The organism is Chryseobacterium sp. KMC2 (assembly GCF_016756935.1).
In the GTDB taxonomy this organism is placed as follows: Bacteria; Bacteroidota; Bacteroidia; order Flavobacteriales; family Weeksellaceae; genus Chryseobacterium; species Chryseobacterium rhizosphaerae.
Genome location: NZ_JAESIT010000002.1, coordinates 160,657 through 183,642, shown reverse-complemented (window position 1 = coordinate 183,642; position 22,986 = coordinate 160,657). Strand labels below are relative to the sequence as shown.

The following is a 22,986-nucleotide window of genomic DNA, read 5'->3' as shown; positions in this document are numbered from 1 at the left end:
GCTTTTATTACCAGAAAATAACATACCCAATACCTCCATTTGAAAATGATTTTGAATACCTCTAAAAATAATACCTTTCATGAAAATGTAGTTGAATTTTCCTTTAAACCCTTTTTAAATTATTTAAAGGGTTCTATCAGCCAGGATGGTGTACTCAAAAAAGTAATAAAAAGCTCAATAGAAAAACTCAACAAACATTTCCCGGATTCCAACTATAACATTAAACCTGAAGATCTTCCTCAATATGAAGATCTTTATGCTCTGGTTTATCAATTAATGAATTCTGCTCTTGTAGATGAGACTAATTTTTCATGGGGAATTTCAGCTCCGTTTTCCTATGATTTTATATTTGGAACATCATTGATTTCAAAACAGCTGAAAGAAATACAATCTTCAAAACAGGTAAATATCATCTATTGGGAAGATCATAAAATACTCAGTGAAAAAGAAGTATTTGAAACACTGGCTTATAATTTCATTGTAAAACGCATTTATGACATTCACCTTTTTAATGAGATGGAACTGGTCATCTGTGTCAATAAAAACGGTACAGACCGGTATCTGGAATTTATTATCAATGATGATTTTGTGGAGGTGGAAGGAGTATTTCCGGATATTAAAAAGATAAAGTCTGAGATGATTTCAAAACAATCTGTTTTGGAATTCTTAAAAAAACAATTGCCTCTTGAAAAGCTTAAGTTTAAGGGATTCTCTATCATCCGTATTGAAGATGTAACCTATAAAGTAACAAAAGAAAAACTTCACAATCTTTTTATCTCGCAAGATATTGAAAACAAAGTCCTTCTTCAGGCCACAGAATCAATGAAAAGTCTGATTGGTACAGGTGGCGATATGGATCTTCTTTTTCTTCCAATCCTGGAAATAGATGGAAAACTAAATACTGATATATGGAGAGATTTTGACTCCGTACTTTCTCATATTCTCACCAAATACAGTGCTTCATTTTCAGATTTTACGAGCTTTTTAGAAAGACATATAAAAAAACCTGAAATAAGATACCACAAAAACGAGAATGAGACCTGGTATTCTTTTGAAAACACTTCCATCTCAGGACTTTTTTCTTTTCCTATTTTTTTTCAGGAAAAAATTATTGGACTATCAATTATTCTGTATGAGAATGAAGGGTTAAAAACGGATCTTATTCTTTCCCGTTTCAAAGAGTTTATGTTTCCTCTTCAAAATCTTTTTATTTCAATTATAAACAAATATTTAGGAGAGCTGAATCATACCATTAAAAATCATTTTACAGCCATCCAGCCCTCTGTAGAATGGAAATTTAATAATGCGGGAATATCTTATTTAAGAAATGAAAAAAATGGAGAGCGGCTTCTCCCCGTTCCTATTCATTTTGATGGTATACACCCTATTTATGGAGCAATAGATTTCCGGAATTCTACGATTGAAAGAAATAAAGCCCTTACAGAAGATTATACCACACAGCTGAATGCACTGATCCATACTTTAAATGCGCTTAAACAGATTAGAAATGTAGACCTGTTGGGAGAAATGATTTATCAGGCAGAAGTTTTTATTAAGAGAATAGAAAATAATAACCTAAGTATTAATGATGATGCAGAAATCACCTATTTTTTAACGGTAGAATCCCTGGATTTAATTATGCAGTTAGGTATTCAGGATGTAGAAATACAGAATCTAACGGCTCCCTATCTGAAAGAGCTGGCCGAAGATGGCGTTTTTCATAAGCAAAGTGCGGCCCTTGAGGAAACATTTCTGATATTGAATACACACATCATTTCAGTACTGGATAAGATGAATGAAGAACTTCAGGACTCCTATCCTTATTACTTTGACCGATACCGGACAGATGGTGTAGAATTCAATATATACATTGGACAGTCTATTGCTCCTGACAAACCTTTCAATGATGTTTATCTTAAAAATGTAAGACTTCGTCAGCTTATATCAATGGTAAATATTGCCATTATTACGGAATCATGTCAAAATCTTCTACCGAAAAAGATCCAGACGACCCAGTTGATTTTTGTGCAGCCCAATACCATTACCATCAGTTTCCGTCATGATGAAAAAAGATTTGACGTTGAAGGAGCCTACAATATAAGATATGAGATTATCAAAAAGAGAATTGATAAAGCAGTCATTAAAAATTCTGATGAAAGACTGACACAGCCCCGCAAAATAGCCATAGTCTACTATAACAAAAAGGATATTGAAGATTATCTTAAACATATTGAATATCTCCAGGAAAATAAAATTCTTGAACCTTCAATTGAAGATCTAGACCTGGAAGATATGCAGGGAGTATCAGGGTTAAAAGCAATAAGAGTGACCATTCAGGATGCATCAGTGAAATAGCAAAAAACAACAAATGATAAATTATAAAGAACTTAGCCTTCTGGCTGAAACTGAAGTAGTAAAATTTTTCGAATCCACCCCTCCGGAGCTGACTTATCATAATCTTCACCATACTTCTTCCGTAGCGGCAGCTTCTGAAATAATGGCAGAATACTATCAATATAATGAAAGGTCAAAAGCTCTTTTGATTATAGCTGCCCGATTTCACGATACAGGCTATTTTAAAACCAAAGGAGAAAACCATGAAGTTGTAAGTGTAGAAATTGCACAGGAGTTTTTACACAAAAATGGCGTTCCTGATGATGACGTAGAGTTTGTGACAAGATGCATTCTCTCAACAAAAATGCCGCAGACCCCTAAAACTGAAGAAGAAAAAATAATATGTGATGCCGATTTACAACACTTTTCCTTACCCAATTTTCTGGAATATAATGACAGGCTTTGGAAAGAAAGAGAAAACATATTGGAAAAAAAAATATCCAAGGAAGAATGGCTGGCAGATACCCTCAAGCTGATGTCTTCTCATTCTTATTTTACAACCTTCGCTGACGCCAACTACACCTCTGGAAAACAAAATAATATTAACCAAATAAAGGAACTCCTCAAGAAGAATAAAACAGACAGTCATCCATCTTCTAAAAAAGAGAAAGCAGAAAAGCCGAGTAAAGGTGTGGAAACGATGTTTAGAATAGCATCGGGAAATAATCAAAGGATGTCTGATATGGCAGATAAAAAGGCCCAAATTCTCATTACCGTTAATTCTATCATATTATCTATTATTTTCAGTCAGTTGATTCGAAAATTAGATGGAAGTTCTTATCTCAGCATACCTACTTATATGATATTAAGTGTAAATATATTTACCATCTTTTTTTCCCTTCTGGCAACCCGCCCCAACCTTTCTTCAGGGAAATTCACTCAAAAAGACCTGGAAGAGAAAAAGGTAAATCTGATATTTTTTGGGAATTATTATAATATGCCTTTCGATAACTATCATCAAGCAATGACCTCCGTAATGGAAGATAATCATTACTTGTATCAGACCCTGATTAAGGATATTTACATACAAGGAATTGTCCTGAGTAAAAAATACAGGCGCCTTCGGATTTCCTACAACGTTTTTATGTTTGGCATTCTAACCTCTGCCCTCAGTTTTATTATTTCAATCATCTTCTTAAAGTAGAAAAAATGATTTCTAACCTATGATTAAATTCAAAAGTCTGCTACTTAAAACATTGATTGAACATTATAACCTTATCAATTCGTAAAATTATGCACTTCAATATTAAAAATACAGTTTCCCTTAAAATATCTGTGCTTGGAATCATACTTCAATCGTGTGCGACCTATAATGTCCAGAAAGGAAAAAATCTAGCTGAGGTTCCGGCACAGGATTCTTCCAAAGTTGCTCATCAGTTTCTTCTTATTGGGAATATAGGAAATAACAACAGCCATCTTGGGAAAAATACTTTAGAACAACTTCAAAACAGGCTTAATAATACCCCAGCCAATTCTACATTACTTTTTCTGGGTGATAATATTGATCCCGGAGGTATGCCTGACAAAAATAACAAAGAATATAAGCAGGCCAAGTCAACACTCGAAGATCAGCTAAAAATCACTCAGAACTATAAAGGAAAAACGATAGTCATCCCAGGTAATCATGATTGGAAATTTGGGATTAAAGGCTTAAAAAACCAGGAAAAGACAGTCACCCAGTATCTGGATAATAAAAAAGCATTCCTTCCCAAAAACGGCTGTCCTATTGATAAAGTAAAACTGGAAGACAATATTACTTTGATTACTATTGACAGCCAATGGTTTCTTGAGAATTGGGAAAACGAATCAAAAATCAATGCCGACTGTAGCATAAAATCCCGGGATGATTTTTTTGCAGAATTTGAAGGCTTGATCAACAAAAATCAAAATAATCTTATTGTTGTAGCATTACATCATCCTCTTATCAGTAAAGGTATCCATGCGGGATATTTTTCCTGGAAAGACCAGCTTTATCCCCTCGGAAATCAGGTTCCTTTACCTGTATTGGGTACTCTTATCAATGTATTCCGTTCAACATCAAGCATAAGCCCTCAGGATATGAATAATGTTCATTATGCTGCCCTGACAAGCCGTATCAAATCAATTGTACAGAATAATGACAATGTTATTTTCGTCTCGGGACATGACCACAATCTTCAATATCTGGAAGAAAAAAATATCCGACAGATTATCAGTGGGGCAGGATCTGAAAACGGAGCCGCGAAAGTGACCCATTCTCAGGATTTCTCTTTTGGAGGAAACGGATATGCTGTTCTGGATATCAATCAGGATGGCAGTGCTAATGTATCTTACTATGCTGCCAAAAACAACTCTGAAAAACTTCTGACAAAAATCCAGGTACTGAAAAAGGTTCAGAAACCTAGTGTTGAAAAAACATATCCTGAGAAATTTCCCAAAAATATAACGACTTCGGTCTATCCTGAATCTTTAACAAAAAAATCCAAGCTATACACCTGGTTATGGGGCGAGCATTACAGAAAATACTATAGCATCCCCATACAAGCTAAAGTAGCAACACTAGACACTTTAAAAGGTGGACTCTCCCCTGTTCGTGCCGGCGGTGGGCACCAATCTAACTCCTTACGACTGATTGCACAAAATGGACAGGAATACGCGATGAGAGGAGTGAAAAAAAGCGCCATACGGTTTCTTAATGCTGTTGCATTCAAAAATTCCAGCTTTGGAAGTGATTTCGAAGAAACGGTTGCTGAAAAATTTTTGCTGGATTTTTATACCACAGGACACCCATACACCCCTTTTGCCATTGAAAATCTTGCAGAGAAAATAAATGTCCTTCACTCCAATTCTCAGCTATATTATATTCCCAAACAAAAAGCACTGGGTGAATTTAATAATGGATATGGAAATGAACTCTACCAAATTGAAGAACGATTATCCGGAAGTGATGTAGATCTACAGCACCTTAATGGCGCTACCACCACAATGAATACTTCGGATATGATGATGAATCTTCAAAAATCCGAAAAATATTCAGTGGACCAACAAAGCTATATCCGTGCCCGTGTTTTCGATATGCTTATAGGTGACTGGGACAGACATGAAGGACAATGGCGCTGGGCGGAATACAAGGAAAATGACCGCTATATCTATAAACCGATTCCAAAAGATCGTGACCAGGCGTTCAGTAAATATGATGGGTTAATTTTTAAATTCATTATGATGTCCCCACCATTACGCCATATGCAGAGCTTCAAAGAGGATATCCGCGATGTAAAATGGATGAACCGGGAACCTTATCCTTTGGATCTTGCTTTTTTAAGAAATGCAACTGAACAGGACTGGAAAAAAGAAGCTGAATATATCCAACAAAACCTTTCAGACAAAGTTATTGATGAGGCATTCCGTAATTTACCTAAAGAAATACAGGATGAAACCATACAGCATATCCAACAGACCCTTAAAATCAGAAGGGATAAAATGGTACAGTACGCCACCGATTATTATAAAGCTCTGCAGAAAACAGTATTGCTTACCGGAACCAACAAACAGGATCGATTTGTGATTAAAAAAGAAAAAAATAAAGTTAGTATTTCACAATATCGAATTAAAAAAGAAGGTGATGAGCTTGTTTTCCAGCGAGAATACCCAAAAGATAAAACTAAAGAAATATGGGTATATGGATTAGATGATCATGATATATTTGATATTTCAGGAGCAGAAAGTACAGGAATAAAAGTAAGAATTATTGGTGGGCAAAACCACGATGTATATAATGTTCAAAATGGAAGAAATATTAAGCTGTATGATTTTAAATCCCAAAACAACACCTATAATCTTACAGGACATACAGCAAAAAAAATAACAGATGAACATGACATCAATACTTATGATTATAAAAAACCACTTTATAATTATTGGGCCGGCTATCCCAGCCTAAGCTACAATCCTGATGAGGGTGTCAAGATTGGTGCCCTTATAAACTATACCCAAAATGGGTTTGAGCGTGATCCTTATACTGCCAAACATACTTTTAATGCCAATTATCTGACGGCTACAAGTGGGCTTGAACTGATATATAATGGAAACTTCCCTAATGCTGTAGGCAAATGGGCATTTAACTTAAAAGCACGTTTTACAACACCCAATTTTGCCCAAAATTATTTTGGCTTTGGAAACAATTCGACTGATTATAAAGACCAGTTCAATATTGACTATAACAGAGTAAGAATGCAACAGTTACAGGTAACTCCCTCTTTCTCCAAAAAGAGCTTCCTGGGTCTTGTACAGACTATTCAGCTAGGCTATGAAGATTATAAGGTAAAATATACTCCGGAACGCTTTATTGCACAATCCGGTCAAATTGACTCCCGAATATTCGACAGTCAAAAATTTTCAGGAGCAAAATATACATTTAGTTATGACCATAGTGATAATACCGCCTTCCCTACCATGGGATTTGGATTTGCACTATCGGCAGCCTGGAAAACAAACCTGGAGGATACAAAACGCAATTTTATGACCTATGAAGGTCTTCTGAATATTGCCCATCGTATTGACAGTAATGGACGCTTTGTACTTGCTACAAAAGTGCATGGAAAACATATCAATAACGACAATTTTGAGTTTTTCCAAGGAGCGGATCTGGGAGGAAATAACGGTTTAAGATCGTTCAGGAATTACAGATTCCTGGGACGTTCTTCTCTATTTCAAAGCAGTGAAATCCGTTGGAATTTTGGACATGTAAAAAATGGAGTCGCTCCTATGGATTTCGGAATATTGGCTGGATATGATTACGGACGTGTATGGATGGATGATGAATATTCGCGCAAATGGCATCAGTCTGTGGGAGGAGGAATATGGGTAAGTGCCCTGGAAACACTTTCTATACGGGCTACTTATTTTACAGGAAGTGATGGAGGCCGGTTCACCGCAGGCGCAGGATTTTGGTTTTAATACAAAAAAATATTAATTATAAAATTTACAAAAATGAAAGAAACTTCAAATTACTTACCCAGTGTTGTAAGTGATGAAACCCATGAGTTATACTACACCTTCTATCAACCTGAAACAACAGTAAAAGCTACTATACTGATCCTTCACGGTATGCAGGAGCACAGTGGCCGTTATGCAGATTTTGCCAGATACCTGGCTCACCAAGGTTTTGCCGTACTCACCTATGATCATTTAGGACATGGGAAAACAGCAAAAAGTAAAGAGGAACTAGGATTTTTCACGTTAAAAGCTCCGGAAAAACGACTTATACGGGATGCCAGAAATATGGCTGAGTTCGTAGAAAAAAGTTATCCGGAAGTCCCTCATTTTATTATCGGACATTCAATGGGATCATTTATTACAAGATGTTTACTGAGAAAACAATCATCCCGTTTCAAAGGAGCGGTCATCATAGGAACAGGCGGTCAAAACCCGGCTATTGGGCCTGCTAAAGGGTTGCTTTCTCTTCTCAGCTCCGTATCTCCCTATAACCGCAGCGAACTTATCGCTGAATTATTTGGTAAATTAAGCAACAGTCATTTTAAGGATGAAGAATTTGACTACGGTACCAACTGGCTGAGTGTAAATAAAGAAAACAGAAAGGCTTTCATACTTGATGAATTGTGTGGTGTACCCTTTAGTAATAATGCATTCTATACCCTTTTTTCAGTGACAGAAACAGCAACTGCCAGAGATTGGTCAAAATCTATTTCTAAGGATTTTCCTTTCATTTTTGTAAGTGGAGCTGACGATCCTGTAGGAGATTTTAGTAAGGGAGTACAATCTACTGTCGACAATTTAAAATCTGATGGCTTCAACAATGTACAATTGAATTTATATGACGGAATGAGACATGAGATATTAAATGAGGATATCAAAGAACAAGTCTATGCTGATATTCTGGAATGGCTCAATAAAACAGTCAGTGAGTAATTGATCTCATAAAAAAAATGTCAGGTCTGTTAATGGAATATCCTAATATCCAAAGGAAATCCCGTTAACAGACTATTTTTTTGTAACCTTTGCAACAGCATTTTCTATCACCATCGGGTGACTGGCCTCATTTAACATAGAAGTCTTATCATTCATTAAAGGAAATACATTAATATAGAAAGGTTAAGAAAATTTAAACTTTACGTTTTTTAATGTTTAAAACAAAGCTCTCACACTATTTTTTTATTAAATTAGCAGATATTCTTCAGTATAAATCGTAAGATCAAGAATAAAGCTTTTACAACAATTAGGATAACCTCCGCCAATAAATAAAAAAACTAAATTTCCACAAAATGAAAAAAATGCTTTTTCTGATCTCTGTAAGTGTCATCAGTATTCAAATACATGCACAGTCCATTGAACGTTTACGAAAAGAAATACAGCAGATTGTTGCCTCTAAAAATGCAACGGTAGGCATTTCCATAAAAAATATCGAAGATAAAGATACTCTAAGCATCAATGGAAACAGCATGATGCCCCTGATGAGTGTTTTTAAATTTCATATTGCTCTGGCAGTGCTAGATCAGGTTGATAAAGGTAAGCTAAAACTGAATCAGAAATTCTTTATCAAAAAAGAAGACCTTCTTCCCGGGACATGGAGCCCTATCCAAGAAGAATTTCCCAATGGAAATATAGATTTGACTCTTGATCAGCTATTAAAATATACAGTTTCCCACAGTGATAATAACGGCTGCGACATTCTTTTAAAAATTCTTGGCGGAACTGAACCTGTTCAAAAGTTTATTAATCAGCAAGGAATTAAAGATTTTACCATTAAAGTGAACGAGCAGCAAATGTCAAACTGGGATAATCTCTATTTAAACGTTACAACTCCTATTGCCACCACTGCCTTGCTTGAAAAATTCTATAATGGAAAAGTTTTGAAAGAAAATACATCGCAATACCTTTATCGAATTATGACAGAAACATCCCGTGGTCTGACATGGATGAAAGCAGGCTTGCCTGATCATACCGAGCTAGCCCACAGAACAGGTATTTCAAGCACCAATGAAAACAAACTGAGGGCAGCAATGAATGATGTTGGAATTTTTAAACTTCCAAATGGAAAACATATTATCCTTTCCGTTTATCTGAAAAATATAACTGAAGAACGAACTGATTCCGAAAAATTAATTGCGGACATTGCGAGAGCCACATATAATTATTACAGCAAAGAATAAACCCTTTGCGGGATAGGAAATTTCTTTTCATTTTAACAATATATTAGCCTGCCTGAACTATAAGGCATCAAAAAATGACGATCTTACCCTCTAAAAAAAGACCTTCAACAATTACGAATTTTCCAATGAAGTTATTCCTATTCATTTTCTTAAGTATTTTTTCCATCCAGTGTTCTGTAAAAAAGAATATATCTTCTGATACAACCGGAGATTTCAAACGTGATACTTTAACTTATTTTGATCAATCCAGACACAGAAAAATTCCAGTTGCAATATACAAACCCGCTAATCAGGCAAATGCAAATAAAATCCCTGTGATTTTCAGCCACGGTTGGGGTGAAAATAAAGGTGGTGATTATTTTATCTATTCGTACCTGACGGAATTCCTTGCTTCCAAAGGATATTTTGTAGTTAGTATCCAACACGAGCTTCCTACGGATGAAATGCTGGCTATGGACGGAAAACTTCAAGTGACAAGGAGACCCAATTGGGAACGCGGGGTTCAAAATATCCTTTTTGTTCTGAATACAATGAAAAAAGAATTCCCTGATCTTACCTACAGTCAACTTGCTGTAATGGGGCATTCTAACGGTGGTGATATGACGGCATTATTTGCTCATCAATATCCGGCACTGATTCATAAAGTGATTGCCCTCGACAACCGCAGAATGGCATTACCCAGAACAAAATCACCCAAGATCTATACCCTCCGCTCCGATGATTACCCTGCAGATGAAGGAGTTTTACCTTCAGAAGATGAGAAAGAAAAATATGGAATGGTCGTAGAATTCACGACCATCCATCACAGCAGTATGGATAATGATGTAACGCCTGAAGAAAGGAAATATATGACCCAGAAAGTACTGGAATATTTAGAAAAATAAATCTCAATAAAAAAATGACATTTATAAAAAACAGTATCACTGCAATTTGCATGATCACCGGATCACTGAATCTGAATGCACAGAAAACAGAAACGTATTTCAAAAAAATAGACAGCATTATGACGGCATCAGCACCTATACAGTTCAATGGTGTCGTATTGGTATCTCAGGGTGGAAAAACAAAATTTATAAAATCCCATGGATACAAAGATTTTGAGAAGAAAAGTCTCCTGAAAGCTGATGATCAGTTTGAGATTATGTCTAATTCTAAACAAATCACAGCCGTGTTGGTTTTACAGGCTGCTGAAAAAGGAAATCTTGACCTTCAGGTTCCCATCAAAAAATATTTACCGGAACTGAAACAATCCTGGGCAGACTCGGTAACTATCCACCACCTTCTGAACCATACCCATGGTATTGTTGATACAGACAAGCCATTGGCTTTCAAACCGGGATCACAATTCAAATATGGAAACTTATCCTACAACCTCTTGGGGAAAATTCTTCAGAATACCACTAAAAAAAGCTTTTCAGAATTGGCCAATATGCTTTTCAGAAAACTGAAAATGGAAAAAACATTTTGCTATGATCCGCAACACAATCAGGCGTTAGTTTCCGGATTTATGAATAAGGAAAACCAATTTCAAAAGGTTGAAAACTCATTTTTAAATAAGGACTTACTAGCTGCAGCAGGAATTGTGTCTACCGTTGAAGATCTTGCAAAATGGGATCAGGCTCTCTATAAAGGCAAGCTACTCTCTCCTGAATACCAGAAGATGATGATGACTGCTTCTACAAAATCTCAACATAATGCCTTCGGGAAAGAAAGTATGGGATTTGGCTACAGCGTTAGAATTATCACGGAAAAAGGACTGAATTATTTCGGAATTACTGGACTTGGAGATGGTTTCACCTGCATGAATGTTTATTTTCCCTCCACTGACACAAGTTTGGTTATTCTTGAAAACCAAATGCCCCATGACAGCCAGTACTGGAGCTATAAGGAAGCTTCAATTAAAAATATAGTTCTGGAAAATATCGTGGGAAAATAATGGTCAGATAAAGAATACTCTTACACAGAAAAATATGGTAAGCCTCATTATTTTATGATGAGGCATTTTTATGTAATGCCTCAACCTTTAGATTCTTTTCGAAATAAAGCTTTTTTTATGACTGCTGTTAGTTTTGAAGGACTTACTTTGGTCAGTATCAAGGATTCACAGCCGTTAAATGCAGCAAAACGCTTCACCTCTTCTATAAAAGGTTCTAGCCATACTTCAGTGCTTATATCGGTGTTTTCAATAAATAAATGGATCAGTTCAAATTTTTTATCTTTCCTGTGAGTTTTACAGTCTACCCTTCCGATAAATTGGTCCCCGAATAAGATAGGCAAACAGAAATAGCCATACTGCCTCTTCTCTTTTGGAGTATAACATTCAAGGCGGAAGTCAAAATTGAAAATCTGCTTAATACGGTCACGATGAATAATGGAATTATCAAACGGAGACAGCAACCTGACATGGGAAGGTGTAGAATTGAATGTTTTTTCAAGCAAATTGTTTTGTATAAAAACCGGAGGCAAACCTTCGACATCTACTTTACTGAGTGTTCCCTCTTCCATCATGGACTGCAAGGCCTTATTTACATTCGCTTTTAGTACATTTCCGGTTCTCAGATGCGTTATTTGTTTTACTGTAGTAAATCCATAGGCCCTGAGATAGGTTTTTATTAAATACTCAGCAAATTCAATGGGAGCAGGTTCTGCTGTACTGATGTTTTTGGGTAATACCCTTTCTGTGAGATCATACATTTTCTGCATACCCCTGCGTCCACAGATCATTAAATCTCCCTGCATAAAAAGTCTCTCAAGGGCTAATTTTGCGGGTTTCCAATTCCACCAGCTACCCGTTTTGCTGCTTTGGGTTTCAAAATCTCTGGCTCTTTTAGGACCTTCTGCACGAATGGTATCTATTACAGCCTGCATTACATTCTTGTCTGCATTATAGTAATGAGAGGCATCCTGTTTAACGTGAAGCATTTGGGGTAAAGCATAACGGAAATCCTGCATAGGCAGATAAGAAGCTGCATGAAACCAATATTCAAATATCTTACGTTCCTCTACCAATTCTTCCAGGTAATCTGTTTGAAAATCCGGAATTCTCGTCCAAAGTGTATGGTGGTGGGCCCGTTCGATAATGGAGAGGGTATCTATCTGTACATATCCAAGATGCTCCACGGCATTAAGTACAGCATTTTTTCCCGTTCCGAACGGAGAATTTTTTGTCAGTCCTTGGCTTTCCAAGGTTAAAAGCTGGAGTTGCTGCAACGTCAGTTTATTTTTCATCTTTCTTTTTCGACTAATTTTTTTCTTCCGGATTTCAGATCAGCCCCAACAAATGTATTGATTTTTCACCGTTAGCAGACAAGCTATTTAAGATGTAAAAATCAACAGAAAAATTATCTCTTTTTTTGCGACTAATTAGTTTTAATTAAAACTAATTTTGAGTATATTTGTTAGGAAAGTCATGAGAAGTTCTTTTTCATACTTATCATAATTATTTATAAAAATTATGCCTGCAAAATCAACCCATATTTCAGAACTGGCCTTAGAACTAGGGCTGGCTATGAGTGAGATGAAAAGTCGGTTACGACAAAAGATTCAGTCCAAGATTAATGAATATGATTCTGATCTTTCTTTTGAGCTGATTGAGATTTTGGGTCTTCTTTCCCGCAATAACGGTATCAACCAGCAGGAAATTGGAACTCAGGTGAGCAAGGACAAGTCCAGCATCACCTACCTCATCAACAATCTTGTAAAGCGGGAATTAGTAGAACGAATTGAAAATGAGAATGACCGAAGAAATAAACAGATTTTTCTTACGTCCAAAGGACAGCAGACCATAGAAGCTATCTACCCATTGGCCCTGGAGCTTTATGAAAAAGCAGCTGGAGATCTTCATAAAGATGAGATCAACAAAGCCCTTATTCTGGTCAGAAAAATGACGGCCAACCTTGAATAATCAGGATCTAAAATAATAAAATATGAGAACAATCCTTGTACCCATTGATTTTACATCAACAACAGAAAATGCAGTAAAACTGGCTGCAGAATGGGCAAAACATTACGAGTATGAGCATATTATTCTGTTAAAAACCGCGGGAGAATCTGAATTTGATTTTCTTCATATAGCGGAAGGACATTCATTCGTTAATGAAGAAAACATCAATAATTTACTCGAAAGAACAGAGACACTGCTGAATCAGCTAAGCAGTATGATTACAAAAAAGGCACCTGATATAAAAGTTTCAAAAGTGCTAAGCGACTGGGCTGTTACAAGAAGTATCAATGAGATTTTAAATAATCAGCCATCCGTGGAGCTGATTATCCTGGGAAGTGATGATTCTACTTCTACTACCACCAGCTATGTTTCAGACAATATTATAAGCATTGCAAGAACAAGCCCTGTCAAAACTTTAATTGTTCCCAATAGCTACAGCTATGCTCCCATTAAAAATATATTTATTCCCTGCGATGTCAAAGGCATTAAAAAATTAGAGAGATTATTTCATCACAAGTCTCTTATTCAAAAGCAGGATGTCCGTTTACAGTTTTTAAATATAAATACCCATGAAGGTGAGGATACCAGTACTGACAAGAAGAAAGAACTGGAAGAGTATATCCGCCTGCATCTTACTGAGATCCCAAGCAGCATTCATTATTCATACGATGAAAACATTATCAATGGAATCCTGAATTTTGCCTCTTCCCATGAAACTGATCTTATCATTGCATTACCGGGCAGGCATAGTTTCCTGTATTATTTGGCAAGCAGAAGTATTTCCGAAGGAATTTACCAGAATACCCATCAGCCTGTTTTGATATTAAAATAATGTTCAGTTTACAGAGCCGGAGCAATACTTCTTTAAGGGATACCTCAACTTTTCTTTTCAATGAGCTTTAGAAAATTAATAGTAAATCTTGGTGTTATCGAGTTTAACAAGGTTTTGCTCCTGCATTTTTTTGACATTCCGAATCACAGTTTCTACCCTTAGGCCTGTTAAAGTGGCTATCTGCTGCCTGGTATAAGGAATCAGAAAAGAATAGGCCTCTTCAAATCCGAAATAATTTTTAAGATGATCAAAAAGCTTCTCAAGCTTGACCATAGGGTCAGAAATAGCTAAAAAGCTCGAGATCATATATCTGAAATGCAGTCTGTCTGCTGTATACCTGCTCAATTCCAACATTAACGTTGGAGTTTCCAGTAAAATGCTTACAATCTTATTTTTGGAAATCTTTATGATCTCACAGTTGGTAACGGCAATGGCATTGACAGCATAATGATGGGTGGTAAATAAATAACTTTCTCCAATACAATGCCCATCAAAAGGCAGTCCATGCACAAACTCTTTTCCATCTTCCAAAAAAGTATTCAGCTTTACCGTACCTGTCTTTATCTGCAAATAATATTTAGCACCTGTTCCTTCCTCAAAAATATAGTCCCCTACATTGTATTTTTCCAGTCGTGCTCCATGAGAAAATAGTAGGTCTTCACATATAACCATCTTATTTTAGATATTTAGATGAATTATTTTGGACAATTCATTCCTTTGTCCAAAAATATAAAATCTATTTTAACTTAACACTATTAAAAATAAAAAGGACAGATGATGCTTGTTAAGCAAAACGGCCATACCATTGATTTAGATATGGAATGTCTTTGCACAAGTAAAAGAGATGACCGTACTACAGAATTGAAAAGCAGCCACAACCCAATGCTATCGAAAGCAGAAAATATTTTAAAAGTCATCAGAAAAGCTCAGAGATATTCCGGAAAAAAAGAAATCATAAGGAATAATAAGAGGTAATCTAAAATGGAGCTAGAAAATATGAAAAGTATTTTGATGCAGAAGTTTGCATGATAAAGAATACAATAGAAAAAGTCATCAATTCAAAACTTTATGAGTAGGATTTGAAACATTGAATATCACTACCTGGACTAATCAATGTCTGACTTTTTCTATTATATTCCTCAGGAAATAAAGTGTAAACAAGTCTCCTTCGTTTAACCGAAATCAGATAATACTAAGTTGTTAAACATAGATGGTTGTACATCTTGTTCTTTTGTTTTTATTATTGTATTCTCTGAAAATAGAAATTATTTTAAAAAATCAGGATCCATATATCTTGGATTGGGATATTTATAAAAACCTTCACCGGTTGCTATTCCCAATTTATTTTTATCAATAAAATTATCTTTAAGCACCTGAACAGCTATGGCTGCTTTTTCATCCCCTGACTCTGCCCGTAATTTAGTTACATTATATAAAGTGGTCAACCCTATAATATCAATTGAAGCAAATGGTCCTTTTACTGCGTTCAGACCGATCATCCATGTCTTATCTATGGTTTCAGGATCGGCTACCCCTCCGGCATATAAGTCTATAGCTGCATTTAAGAATGGCACCTGTAAAGAATTTACTATATAGCCAGGCTGCTCTTTATGAATAGCAATAGGTACCATACGAATAGATTTTGCAAAATCGAGTACGGCATTAAAGATTTTAGGATCGGTACCAGCATGCCCCATTACTTCACCAATATTTTGCTTCCAGATATTGTTGGCAAAGTGAAGCGCAAGAAATCTTTCCGGCTTCTCTACACTCCCGGCCATTTTACTTGGTAATAACGTAGACGAGTTGGTGGTAAAAATAGCATCAGGTTTTGCTACTTTCGACAATTGTGTATAGAAATCTTTTTTGATATCCAACGATTCAGGAATAGATTCCGAGGTAAGGTCAGCATCTTTTACCGCTTCTGCAAGGTCCAACGAATAAGAAATATTAGATATGGCAAAATCTACCTGCTCGTTTGTAGCAGCTATGTCTTTCTTATAGATTTCTCCTAATTCCTTAAACCTTACCTTAGCATTATCTAAATTTTTTTGGGTCACATCATAAACAGTTACTTTATACCCACAGAAAGCAATTTGATAGGCAATCTGAGTTCCTAATACACCTGTTCCAATGACGGTTACATTTTTAATATTCATAATATTTGTTTTATAATTAATAAAGGCAAATAGAAATGACATTGTTAATTAATTACAGAAAAAACAATACTTCAAATTAAAATTTTGAACTATACTTAATTAACAATGTCAACAATACTCTTTTATTTTGGTCTGTTTATCTGTTTTTTATTCCTGATCTAAAATCCATTTTAAACCATTGATACCTGGAATAAATAAATACTCCCCACCCACTAGAGTATTAAAGGTCTTAACACCATGAATACGAACGCGTCCTCCTTCTTCTTTTGGAAGTGTAAATACACCATCTTCGTCTTCTTTTACTACACCAATAACAGGATCCTTCTCGTCGCCATGATTAATAAAGTTTCCGGTATTTCCCCATTCACTTTGTAAAAACTCCATGGTTTGCATCGCCTTGGCAGATATTCCCAGGAAGTAAAGGCCTCTTTCTTTTCCATCATCTTCTAAAAAATCGTCTCCAGGAACTCCCCCATAAGCTACACCACGTCGGATAATACGATGCATATTCAGATCAGACATCACTGCCATCTTGGTATCCCTTGGGTACATCCTGCGCATGTGGCAGGATAAGGGTGTTTTACGACCGTAATCATCATCTTTAAAGTCAAAATTATTAATCTTCGTTCGGTCGGTAGCCAATTCAGGGTCATCGGCTTTTGGGCTTAAAGCTAAAGGCACACCAGATCTCCAGCGACCAAATAATTTTGCAGCCAGAAGCTCTCGTTCTTCAGGCGTTTTTCCATTTTTATGCAAAAACTGATTAAAAAGATGCACATTGCTTCGATATTTGCGTAGCGCAACGAAACTGCCATTTTTTGAAAAAGCCAATGGCTTAATACTCTCATCAATATTTCCGGCTTCACCCGGATAGCCAATAATAAACTCACCTGCTTTTACTGCTCTGCCATAACCTGGCGGGATATCAACCCCTGAACCATCCACTTCAGGTTGAGAAAGTCCATCTCTAAAACCAAAAGCATTTGTTACCTTTTCAGTGGCAGAAAAATCTCCCATAGCAATAATAGTATACCCAGAAATATCCTCAAATTTATCCCGTACACTCTTTAGCTTATTTTTCCACTTTTCTTCGGAATCTGCAATAATATTGACAAGGATGTGAATATTATTATCTTTGTAAGGGTACTGCCAGTTGTCAGGATGATTTTCACCATAGTCAGTCAATTTTTCATGACGCCCAGCCATTCCTGCTTTAAATTCATTGGGAAAACTATCTAACGTCTCTTTGGGTAATCCCAACGCAATAAAACCTTTATAGCTGATAGCAATAGTTGCAGCACCATTGTTTGAATTATGCCAGTTTACAGAGGTCGTCAATTCTGGAAGTAAGTTTTTTATTAATGTTTTTCCTGCCTCTTTATCTTTAATTTCTACTAAAACCACCGTTCCAAAATATGGAATAGGTCTTGATCTTAAAATAATACTTTGTATTTGATCCAATTCCAAGGTTACCTTGGACTCATCAAATCTGCTGCTATTGTGATCCATATATTTTTAAATTAAATAAGCTTCATCCATTATTTTGTCGATTCCCTTTGCTATTTTTTCATGTCTTGTAATATCATTAATAGTTAAATTAGGGTGTGAAACATACCATGAAGAACATGTTACCTGTATGCCTTTGATAAAGTCCATTATCGTTGGATCTTTAATACCCGGCCAGCCTTCTACGCAGTCAAAGATCAAATCCATAACTTCGGGAATTTTGGTGGCAAAATCACTGATATAGCCATTCCAGCTTCCATCAAATGTTGATGCAAATAAAAGCCTTGTTCTATTGTCTATCACTGCAAATCGTAAATCATGTACTGTACCTACACATGATACCGGAGAGCTGCCATCAGCTCCTCCATTCAAATGCTGTGTCACTTTTTCCAAATAATCAGCACCGCCTGGTTTTAATTTGCATACCACAGTCAGCTCGCTGACTTTTCCTGAGGTCAAACCAGCATCCTCGTCATGGAAGTGACTGTGATCTCTTCCATCCATTGGAGGATAGTGTTTTAATGCTTCAACAACTCTAGCTAATTTTTCTTCTAATTCTGTATCTGTAAACATATTCTAAATTTTAAATTGTTTGTTAATAGTAAATAGTAATAAAGTTCCTGAATTTCAGGTGGATCTTTAGCCATGACCAAACGGACAGCCACCTGTTGTACCTTTCCATCCTCCTGTACGTTTTGCTACAGATGCTTCATATACACCACGGCGAGCATGTAATACGGGATCATCTGTAGTTTCAATTCCCTCTGTAAGTTGGGTTGGATCATGGTTCATGATTGGATCTGTAAAAGCTTTTTCATCTGCTCGTTCAGAGATTGTCAACCTTCCAATGACCACCGTTTTTCTATCTGCAGGCCATGGCGCTGAAGGGTCATCTATGGGATCATTTGGTTCAGCCAATTCGAGAACCAAGTCAAACATTATTTTTTCGTGTGCTAATCTTTCTTCAAGCTCAATATAGAGTACATCAATAGATTCTGCGGCCAGTTCTACCGCAGGTCTTCCTAATACACCTGAAACAGGAATCCAGCTACTTCGTGCAGGTACAACTTTATTGTCCTCATTTCTGTACAGAAAAGTATGATGTGCCCAAAACGCAGTATTTGCAAAACTTACAGGTCCTTCCCGCTCTGAAACCAGGTTCAGCGCATATCCAACATTAGCATTTTCGGACGCAAACTTCTTAATACCTTCTAAATTAGGGCCTGTACCTTCCCCGAGTGGCATACCAGCCTCAAGAAGTTTCAGCAGCTGCTCAGGACTATTGGCAAAAAAGAGTTTCATATTGAGCATTACTGTATTCATTGACACGCCATTAGGCAGGTAAAACCGTGTTGCCATACCAAGGGTTGGTCCAAAAAAACTATCGGGATCTGTACCTCCTTTTGAAAAACGGACTGTTACAGGAATTTCATCACCTTGTAAATGGATTGCTTTTGAATATGTTTTTGCAATATCAGTTGCCTTAAAAACACCATGGTAAAAGCGTCCTCCGGCATGAATAGCGCGAAATCCAGGAGCATAACCAAGAACATTTTCCATTGCTTCAATTAGTTCAACAGACTTGTTATATTGATTGTTTTGTTTCATTTTTATAGTGTTTGTAATTAAATATTATGGTGTTATTATATATTTACATATAAGTAGAAAGTATCCAACATATGACTACGTAAAGCCGCCGAATCATTTACATTTCTCATAGGATCAGCAAACCTCTTCTTTCAATATTTCTGTTGCTAAAAAATCACTTAATCATCATCTAACTCTTCTTAAGTTTCAATAATATTTAGCATGATGTCCAAGTGAAGTTCCACATTAGGTTTTCTCTGAAACATTTTACAGAGAAGGATAATTTATATCTGAAAATTCAATCAATGACGTTGCAAACAGATGGATCAACGGAGAAAAAAATGTTGTAACTATTGAAACCTTCGAGACTACTATCAAAACATGGAACTCTTGATGATTTATTGGCAGAATCGATATCTGCTATACCTCCTGTGATACCATTTTTCTTCATATCTTATGTGTTAATTTATAATTAGAGTATAATAATTCGGATTGGGTACTTATATATATTTTTGTTGAGTACCCAATTATTATTTCTAATAATCTCAAAATTAGTGATGAAGCTTTTATAGTAGGTTGCCTTAAATTCTCTTTTAATGGTTTAGAACTCTCTAAAAATAATTTATTACGCAGATTTCATCGTTATTGAGACTCTTCAGGACAAATGCTACATTGAAATCCTGACTTGGTCACAGCGTCAGAGCAGGTCTTACTTTTCGATAGGATAAAAAAGGACCTGAGAGATTGATCAAAAACAAGATTACGATTTCGTAATTCTTTATCTTGAAAAAGCACTTGACTTTATGGGAATGACAGATATTTCAGTTGTGCGGACTGAAGGTTTATCCGTTTCTGTTATTCAGGAAACAGCTCTGCAAAAAGGTATTGATGAAGAACGGAAATAAAAAAATGCGGCTCTCAAGGAGGGCCGCATTTTTTGTTTTATGGGATACGTTTGTACTAGTAAGGATTGAATATTACAGTTTTTCGTAGGTTTGCTCTACCAGAAAAGAGACTGCTTTTTTGATTTTATCACGCCCTTCAGTGGTATTGACGTCTATACCACAAAAAATACTGCCATTCAGGGAAGAATAAAGATTCAAGTAATACAGTCCTGAAACCATAATAGCCATAATAGCACGAAAATCTTGAGAATGTTCTTTGAAATAGGGGTCTCCAATAAGTGTAAACAGATTTTCTCCACTTTCTTCCTGTCTTTCGGTCAGTTTTGCTAATGACTTTCTGGGTTCTGATAAACGCCACAGTAATAATTTTTGAAACTCTTTGTTGCTGAATACATAATCAAATTGTGTGAGTAACAAATGCTCCGTAAGTAACTTTCCTCCGTCTGATAAATCAGGCAATGTCTGTTCGGTTGATACATTACTCCAGTAATCCTGCGAACGTATATATTCATCCATCAGGCCATCCATTCCTCCAAAATAGGTATAGATCATTTTCTTGTCTACTCCCGCTGTAGCAGCAATATCATTGATTTTTAAGGCTGCATATCCTTTTGTTTTCAGAATTTTTCCAACCGCATCCAAAAATTTCTTTTTACTGCGTTCCTTGTTTCGGATACTGCCTGCTGCTGATTTTCTCTCCATGATAAACATTCAATATACAAGTTTATGAAAAATTTTTATCATTTTAGACACTTCGTAGTGTCTTATTGTGTATATTTGTACAAACTAATACCATTTTATATATTAAAAAACACTTAATTGAAGTTGTAAAACGATATTCCAAACTTTCGTGAAGGGTCAGTCAGTATCACCTTTTGCCACAGCAGTCATCCTAAAAGCTGTAGAAAAAGGCAGATAAACACTGAATGATCCTCACGTTACAAGGTTTTCCGGATTTATTCCTTCAGACTAAGTTTGTTTTTACGAAGTAATGCAAATGATGATGGAACACAAATATGATTAAGCAGATTATTTCGAACACCATTTTACCAAGGTAAAAATGTGAACTGTGTACAGCACCATTAGAAAACTAATGATGCTGTTTTGTTTTATAGCATCTTGATAGTGAGATACTATGGAATTAACGACTCTTTTTTCCGGCTCGAAATAAATTAATAATGAATAACTTACGTTTTTTTGAATTAATTTCCTTAATTTTGCACCCCGAAAATAAGGATTCAAAATATGAAAAGAATTGGTGAGCACAGAAAGCTTCTTGGAGTTGACAAAACTGTTACTTTAAAAGAATTAAAGACTATTTACAGGAATACGATGAAAGATTCTCATCCTGATAAGTTTATTAATGATGAAGCTGGAAAACTGGAAGCAGAAGAAAAGAGCAAATCTGTGATTGAGGCTTACCACTTTTTGGTAAGTATTAATCCCGAAACACAGGAAAAATATAAGGAAGAATATACGGAAACGACAACAAAATCAAATATTCAGGATTTCTATCTTGAAAAGCAGATTTTAAAAGTTCAGCATTTAAACGGAAAAATGTATGAATATATTGGTGTTCCAAGAAATACCTATATCAAAATGGTTAATGCCGATTCACCAAGCCGTTTTGCAAGAAGACATATTTATGGGAACTTCATCTACAGAAAGTCCGGTGAGGCTATGGAAGATTAATTTTTCATTTCAAATAAATAAAAAGGCTTTCAGTTGTTCTGAAAGCCTTTTTTATAGTCTAAAAGTGGGTTCAACTGGTTTTAGTTTTTCATAAAGGCAATGGCTTCCACTTCTATCTGCATATCATCCAAAGCCAGTGTAGGAACCGGAATTAATGTACTTGCCGGAAATTCATCGCTTTTCCATGTATTATGCATTTCTTCTGTCCAGATTTTAAGCTTTTCCTGATCATGATTTACAATGAGGATGGTAATTTTAAGAACATCCCTGGTTTGCAGTCCATAATCTGCAAGTACCGTTTCCAGATTTTTCAGAGCAAATCTCACCTGGGTTCTGAAATCTTTTGAAAGATTGTGTTTCAAGCCTTCTCCTCCGCTTTGTCCGGATATAAATACATATTTCCCCTCCCCTTCATGAGTTGTAGAATGAGAAAATGCAAACGGTGTAGGGTCAAAAAGAGTTTTTGGATTTTTGTGAGTAATAGTATTCATAGTATTGGATCTTATTGGTTTAAGATTATTAGTATTTTGTGAAAAGGCCAGAAACCCTATGCAAAGAGCAGATAGATTAAATAGTATACGTTTCATAATATTTTTTGTTTTGAATTATTGAAAACAAATGTATCGATGAAGAGCATCAAAAAACTCTACATATGTTGACGTTTCTTATTTTTATAGGCAGTACATTGTCCGTTTTATATTCGGATGACAAATACTCAATCACACTGCTAAGAAATAAAAACAGTACCATTAGAAATCCAATGGTACTGTTTTATGGTGTCAGGAGCAGTAAGCTTTTCTTCTCCAAACCTGAATCTAAG

Annotated in this window: 19 protein-coding genes; 11 read left to right on the top strand and 8 right to left on the bottom strand. The window is 35.9% G+C overall.

What is annotated here, in order from left to right; all coding sequences use genetic code 11:
- Positions 1-45 precede the first annotated feature (45 nt).
- From JML65_RS03300 to JML65_RS03270, 7 genes are all read left to right on the top strand, one after another.
- Positions 46-2,355 carry a hypothetical protein gene (locus tag JML65_RS03300; RefSeq protein ID WP_202269899.1) on the top strand — a complete coding sequence of 770 codons (2,310 nt, stop codon included), beginning with the start codon at positions 46-48 and terminating at the stop codon, positions 2,353-2,355.
- 13 nt (positions 2,356-2,368) lie between these two features.
- Positions 2,369-3,538: a Pycsar system effector family protein gene (locus tag JML65_RS03295; RefSeq protein WP_202269898.1), complete on the top strand. Its 1,170-nt coding sequence runs from the start codon at positions 2,369-2,371 to the stop codon at positions 3,536-3,538.
- Between the two features lie 89 nt (positions 3,539-3,627).
- Complete coding sequence (locus tag JML65_RS03290) at positions 3,628-7,329, top strand: metallophosphoesterase (RefSeq protein WP_202269897.1); 3,702 nt, start codon at positions 3,628-3,630, stop codon at positions 7,327-7,329.
- A gap of 33 nt (positions 7,330-7,362) precedes the next feature.
- Positions 7,363-8,301, top strand: coding sequence for an alpha/beta fold hydrolase (locus JML65_RS03285; RefSeq protein WP_202269896.1), 939 nt, complete (start codon positions 7,363-7,365; stop codon positions 8,299-8,301).
- A 353-nt stretch (positions 8,302-8,654) separates the two neighbouring features.
- Entirely contained in the window at positions 8,655-9,542 is an 888-nt protein-coding gene (gene bla / locus JML65_RS03280) for a class A beta-lactamase, subclass A2 (RefSeq protein ID WP_202269895.1), read from the top strand.
- A 125-nt stretch (positions 9,543-9,667) separates the two neighbouring features.
- Positions 9,668-10,426: an alpha/beta hydrolase family protein gene (locus JML65_RS03275; protein ID WP_237390773.1), complete on the top strand. Its 759-nt coding sequence runs from the start codon at positions 9,668-9,670 to the stop codon at positions 10,424-10,426.
- 14 nt (positions 10,427-10,440) lie between these two features.
- On the top strand, positions 10,441-11,478 hold the full coding sequence (locus JML65_RS03270) for a serine hydrolase domain-containing protein (protein ID WP_202269893.1): 1,038 nt from the start codon (positions 10,441-10,443) through the stop codon (positions 11,476-11,478).
- A gap of 80 nt (positions 11,479-11,558) precedes the next feature.
- On the opposite strand, the gene JML65_RS03265 is transcribed toward JML65_RS03270, so the two are convergent.
- Positions 11,559-12,770: a winged helix-turn-helix domain-containing protein gene (locus JML65_RS03265; RefSeq protein WP_202269892.1), complete on the bottom strand. Its 1,212-nt coding sequence runs from the start codon at positions 12,768-12,770 to the stop codon at positions 11,559-11,561.
- Between the two features lie 226 nt (positions 12,771-12,996).
- Here JML65_RS03265 and JML65_RS03260 point away from each other — a divergent pair, with 226 nt between their 5' ends.
- Positions 12,997-13,446 (top strand): MarR family winged helix-turn-helix transcriptional regulator, encoded by a 450-nt coding sequence (locus JML65_RS03260; protein ID WP_047486314.1) that lies wholly within the window; start codon positions 12,997-12,999, stop codon positions 13,444-13,446.
- A 22-nt stretch (positions 13,447-13,468) separates the two neighbouring features.
- Positions 13,469-14,317: a universal stress protein gene (locus tag JML65_RS03255; protein WP_202269891.1), complete on the top strand. Its 849-nt coding sequence runs from the start codon at positions 13,469-13,471 to the stop codon at positions 14,315-14,317.
- A gap of 75 nt (positions 14,318-14,392) precedes the next feature.
- Here JML65_RS03255 and JML65_RS03250 read toward each other — a convergent pair whose 3' ends face one another.
- The gene (locus tag JML65_RS03250; protein ID WP_202269890.1) at positions 14,393-14,989 is read right to left on the bottom strand and encodes a Crp/Fnr family transcriptional regulator; all 597 of its coding nucleotides are present in this window, start codon (positions 14,987-14,989) and stop codon (positions 14,393-14,395) included.
- 102 nt (positions 14,990-15,091) lie between these two features.
- Between JML65_RS03250 and JML65_RS03245 the strand changes: the two genes are divergently transcribed.
- Positions 15,092-15,292: a hypothetical protein gene (locus JML65_RS03245; RefSeq protein ID WP_202269889.1), complete on the top strand. Its 201-nt coding sequence runs from the start codon at positions 15,092-15,094 to the stop codon at positions 15,290-15,292.
- Positions 15,293-15,582: 290 nt separating this feature from the next.
- On the opposite strand, the gene JML65_RS03240 is transcribed toward JML65_RS03245, so the two are convergent.
- The 5 genes from JML65_RS03240 to JML65_RS03215 form a co-directional block, all read right to left on the bottom strand.
- A complete protein-coding gene (locus JML65_RS03240; protein WP_202269888.1) occupies positions 15,583-16,476 on the bottom strand; it encodes a 3-hydroxyacyl-CoA dehydrogenase in 894 nt (297 codons plus the stop codon).
- 147 nt (positions 16,477-16,623) lie between these two features.
- On the bottom strand, positions 16,624-17,985 hold the full coding sequence (locus JML65_RS03235; protein WP_202269887.1) for a Dyp-type peroxidase: 1,362 nt from the start codon (positions 17,983-17,985) through the stop codon (positions 16,624-16,626).
- A gap of 6 nt (positions 17,986-17,991) precedes the next feature.
- Positions 17,992-18,555: a hypothetical protein gene (locus JML65_RS03230; protein WP_202269886.1), complete on the bottom strand. Its 564-nt coding sequence runs from the start codon at positions 18,553-18,555 to the stop codon at positions 17,992-17,994.
- A gap of 66 nt (positions 18,556-18,621) precedes the next feature.
- Positions 18,622-19,590 carry a catalase gene (locus tag JML65_RS03225; protein ID WP_202269885.1) on the bottom strand — a complete coding sequence of 323 codons (969 nt, stop codon included), beginning with the start codon at positions 19,588-19,590 and terminating at the stop codon, positions 18,622-18,624.
- Positions 19,591-20,546: 956 nt separating this feature from the next.
- Positions 20,547-21,176 (bottom strand): TetR/AcrR family transcriptional regulator, encoded by a 630-nt coding sequence (locus JML65_RS03215; protein WP_202269884.1) that lies wholly within the window; start codon positions 21,174-21,176, stop codon positions 20,547-20,549.
- 543 nt (positions 21,177-21,719) lie between these two features.
- On the opposite strand from JML65_RS03215, the gene JML65_RS03210 reads away from it, so the two are divergent.
- Positions 21,720-22,166 (top strand): KTSC domain-containing protein, encoded by a 447-nt coding sequence (locus tag JML65_RS03210; protein WP_202269883.1) that lies wholly within the window; start codon positions 21,720-21,722, stop codon positions 22,164-22,166.
- Between the two features lie 80 nt (positions 22,167-22,246).
- On the opposite strand, the gene JML65_RS03205 is transcribed toward JML65_RS03210, so the two are convergent.
- Positions 22,247-22,753: a RidA family protein gene (locus JML65_RS03205; protein ID WP_237390772.1), complete on the bottom strand. Its 507-nt coding sequence runs from the start codon at positions 22,751-22,753 to the stop codon at positions 22,247-22,249.
- Positions 22,754-22,986: the final 233 nt, after the last annotated feature.

Coding starts and splice junctions, on each gene's coding strand:
- bla (WP_202269895.1), top strand. CDS start 8,655: ATGAAAAAAATGCTTTTTCTGATCTCTGTAAGTGTCATCAGTATTCAA.
- JML65_RS03240 (WP_202269888.1), bottom strand. CDS start 16,476: ATGAATATTAAAAATGTAACCGTCATTGGAACAGGTGTATTAGGAACT.
- JML65_RS03255 (WP_202269891.1), top strand. CDS start 13,469: ATGAGAACAATCCTTGTACCCATTGATTTTACATCAACAACAGAAAAT.
- JML65_RS03290 (WP_202269897.1), top strand. CDS start 3,628: ATGCACTTCAATATTAAAAATACAGTTTCCCTTAAAATATCTGTGCTT.
- JML65_RS03270 (WP_202269893.1), top strand. CDS start 10,441: ATGACATTTATAAAAAACAGTATCACTGCAATTTGCATGATCACCGGA.
- JML65_RS03250 (WP_202269890.1), bottom strand. CDS start 14,989: ATGGTTATATGTGAAGACCTACTATTTTCTCATGGAGCACGACTGGAA.
- JML65_RS03265 (WP_202269892.1), bottom strand. CDS start 12,770: ATGAAAAATAAACTGACGTTGCAGCAACTCCAGCTTTTAACCTTGGAA.
- JML65_RS03300 (WP_202269899.1), top strand. CDS start 46: ATGATTTTGAATACCTCTAAAAATAATACCTTTCATGAAAATGTAGTT.
- JML65_RS03235 (WP_202269887.1), bottom strand. CDS start 17,985: ATGGATCACAATAGCAGCAGATTTGATGAGTCCAAGGTAACCTTGGAA.
- JML65_RS03285 (WP_202269896.1), top strand. CDS start 7,363: ATGAAAGAAACTTCAAATTACTTACCCAGTGTTGTAAGTGATGAAACC.
- JML65_RS03210 (WP_202269883.1), top strand. CDS start 21,720: ATGAAAAGAATTGGTGAGCACAGAAAGCTTCTTGGAGTTGACAAAACT.
- JML65_RS03260 (WP_047486314.1), top strand. CDS start 12,997: ATGCCTGCAAAATCAACCCATATTTCAGAACTGGCCTTAGAACTAGGG.
- JML65_RS03295 (WP_202269898.1), top strand. CDS start 2,369: ATGATAAATTATAAAGAACTTAGCCTTCTGGCTGAAACTGAAGTAGTA.
- JML65_RS03230 (WP_202269886.1), bottom strand. CDS start 18,555: ATGTTTACAGATACAGAATTAGAAGAAAAATTAGCTAGAGTTGTTGAA.
- JML65_RS03275 (WP_237390773.1), top strand. CDS start 9,668: ATGAAGTTATTCCTATTCATTTTCTTAAGTATTTTTTCCATCCAGTGT.
- JML65_RS03245 (WP_202269889.1), top strand. CDS start 15,092: ATGATGCTTGTTAAGCAAAACGGCCATACCATTGATTTAGATATGGAA.
- JML65_RS03225 (WP_202269885.1), bottom strand. CDS start 19,590: ATGAAACAAAACAATCAATATAACAAGTCTGTTGAACTAATTGAAGCA.
- JML65_RS03205 (WP_237390772.1), bottom strand. CDS start 22,753: ATGAAACGTATACTATTTAATCTATCTGCTCTTTGCATAGGGTTTCTG.
- JML65_RS03215 (WP_202269884.1), bottom strand. CDS start 21,176: ATGGAGAGAAAATCAGCAGCAGGCAGTATCCGAAACAAGGAACGCAGT.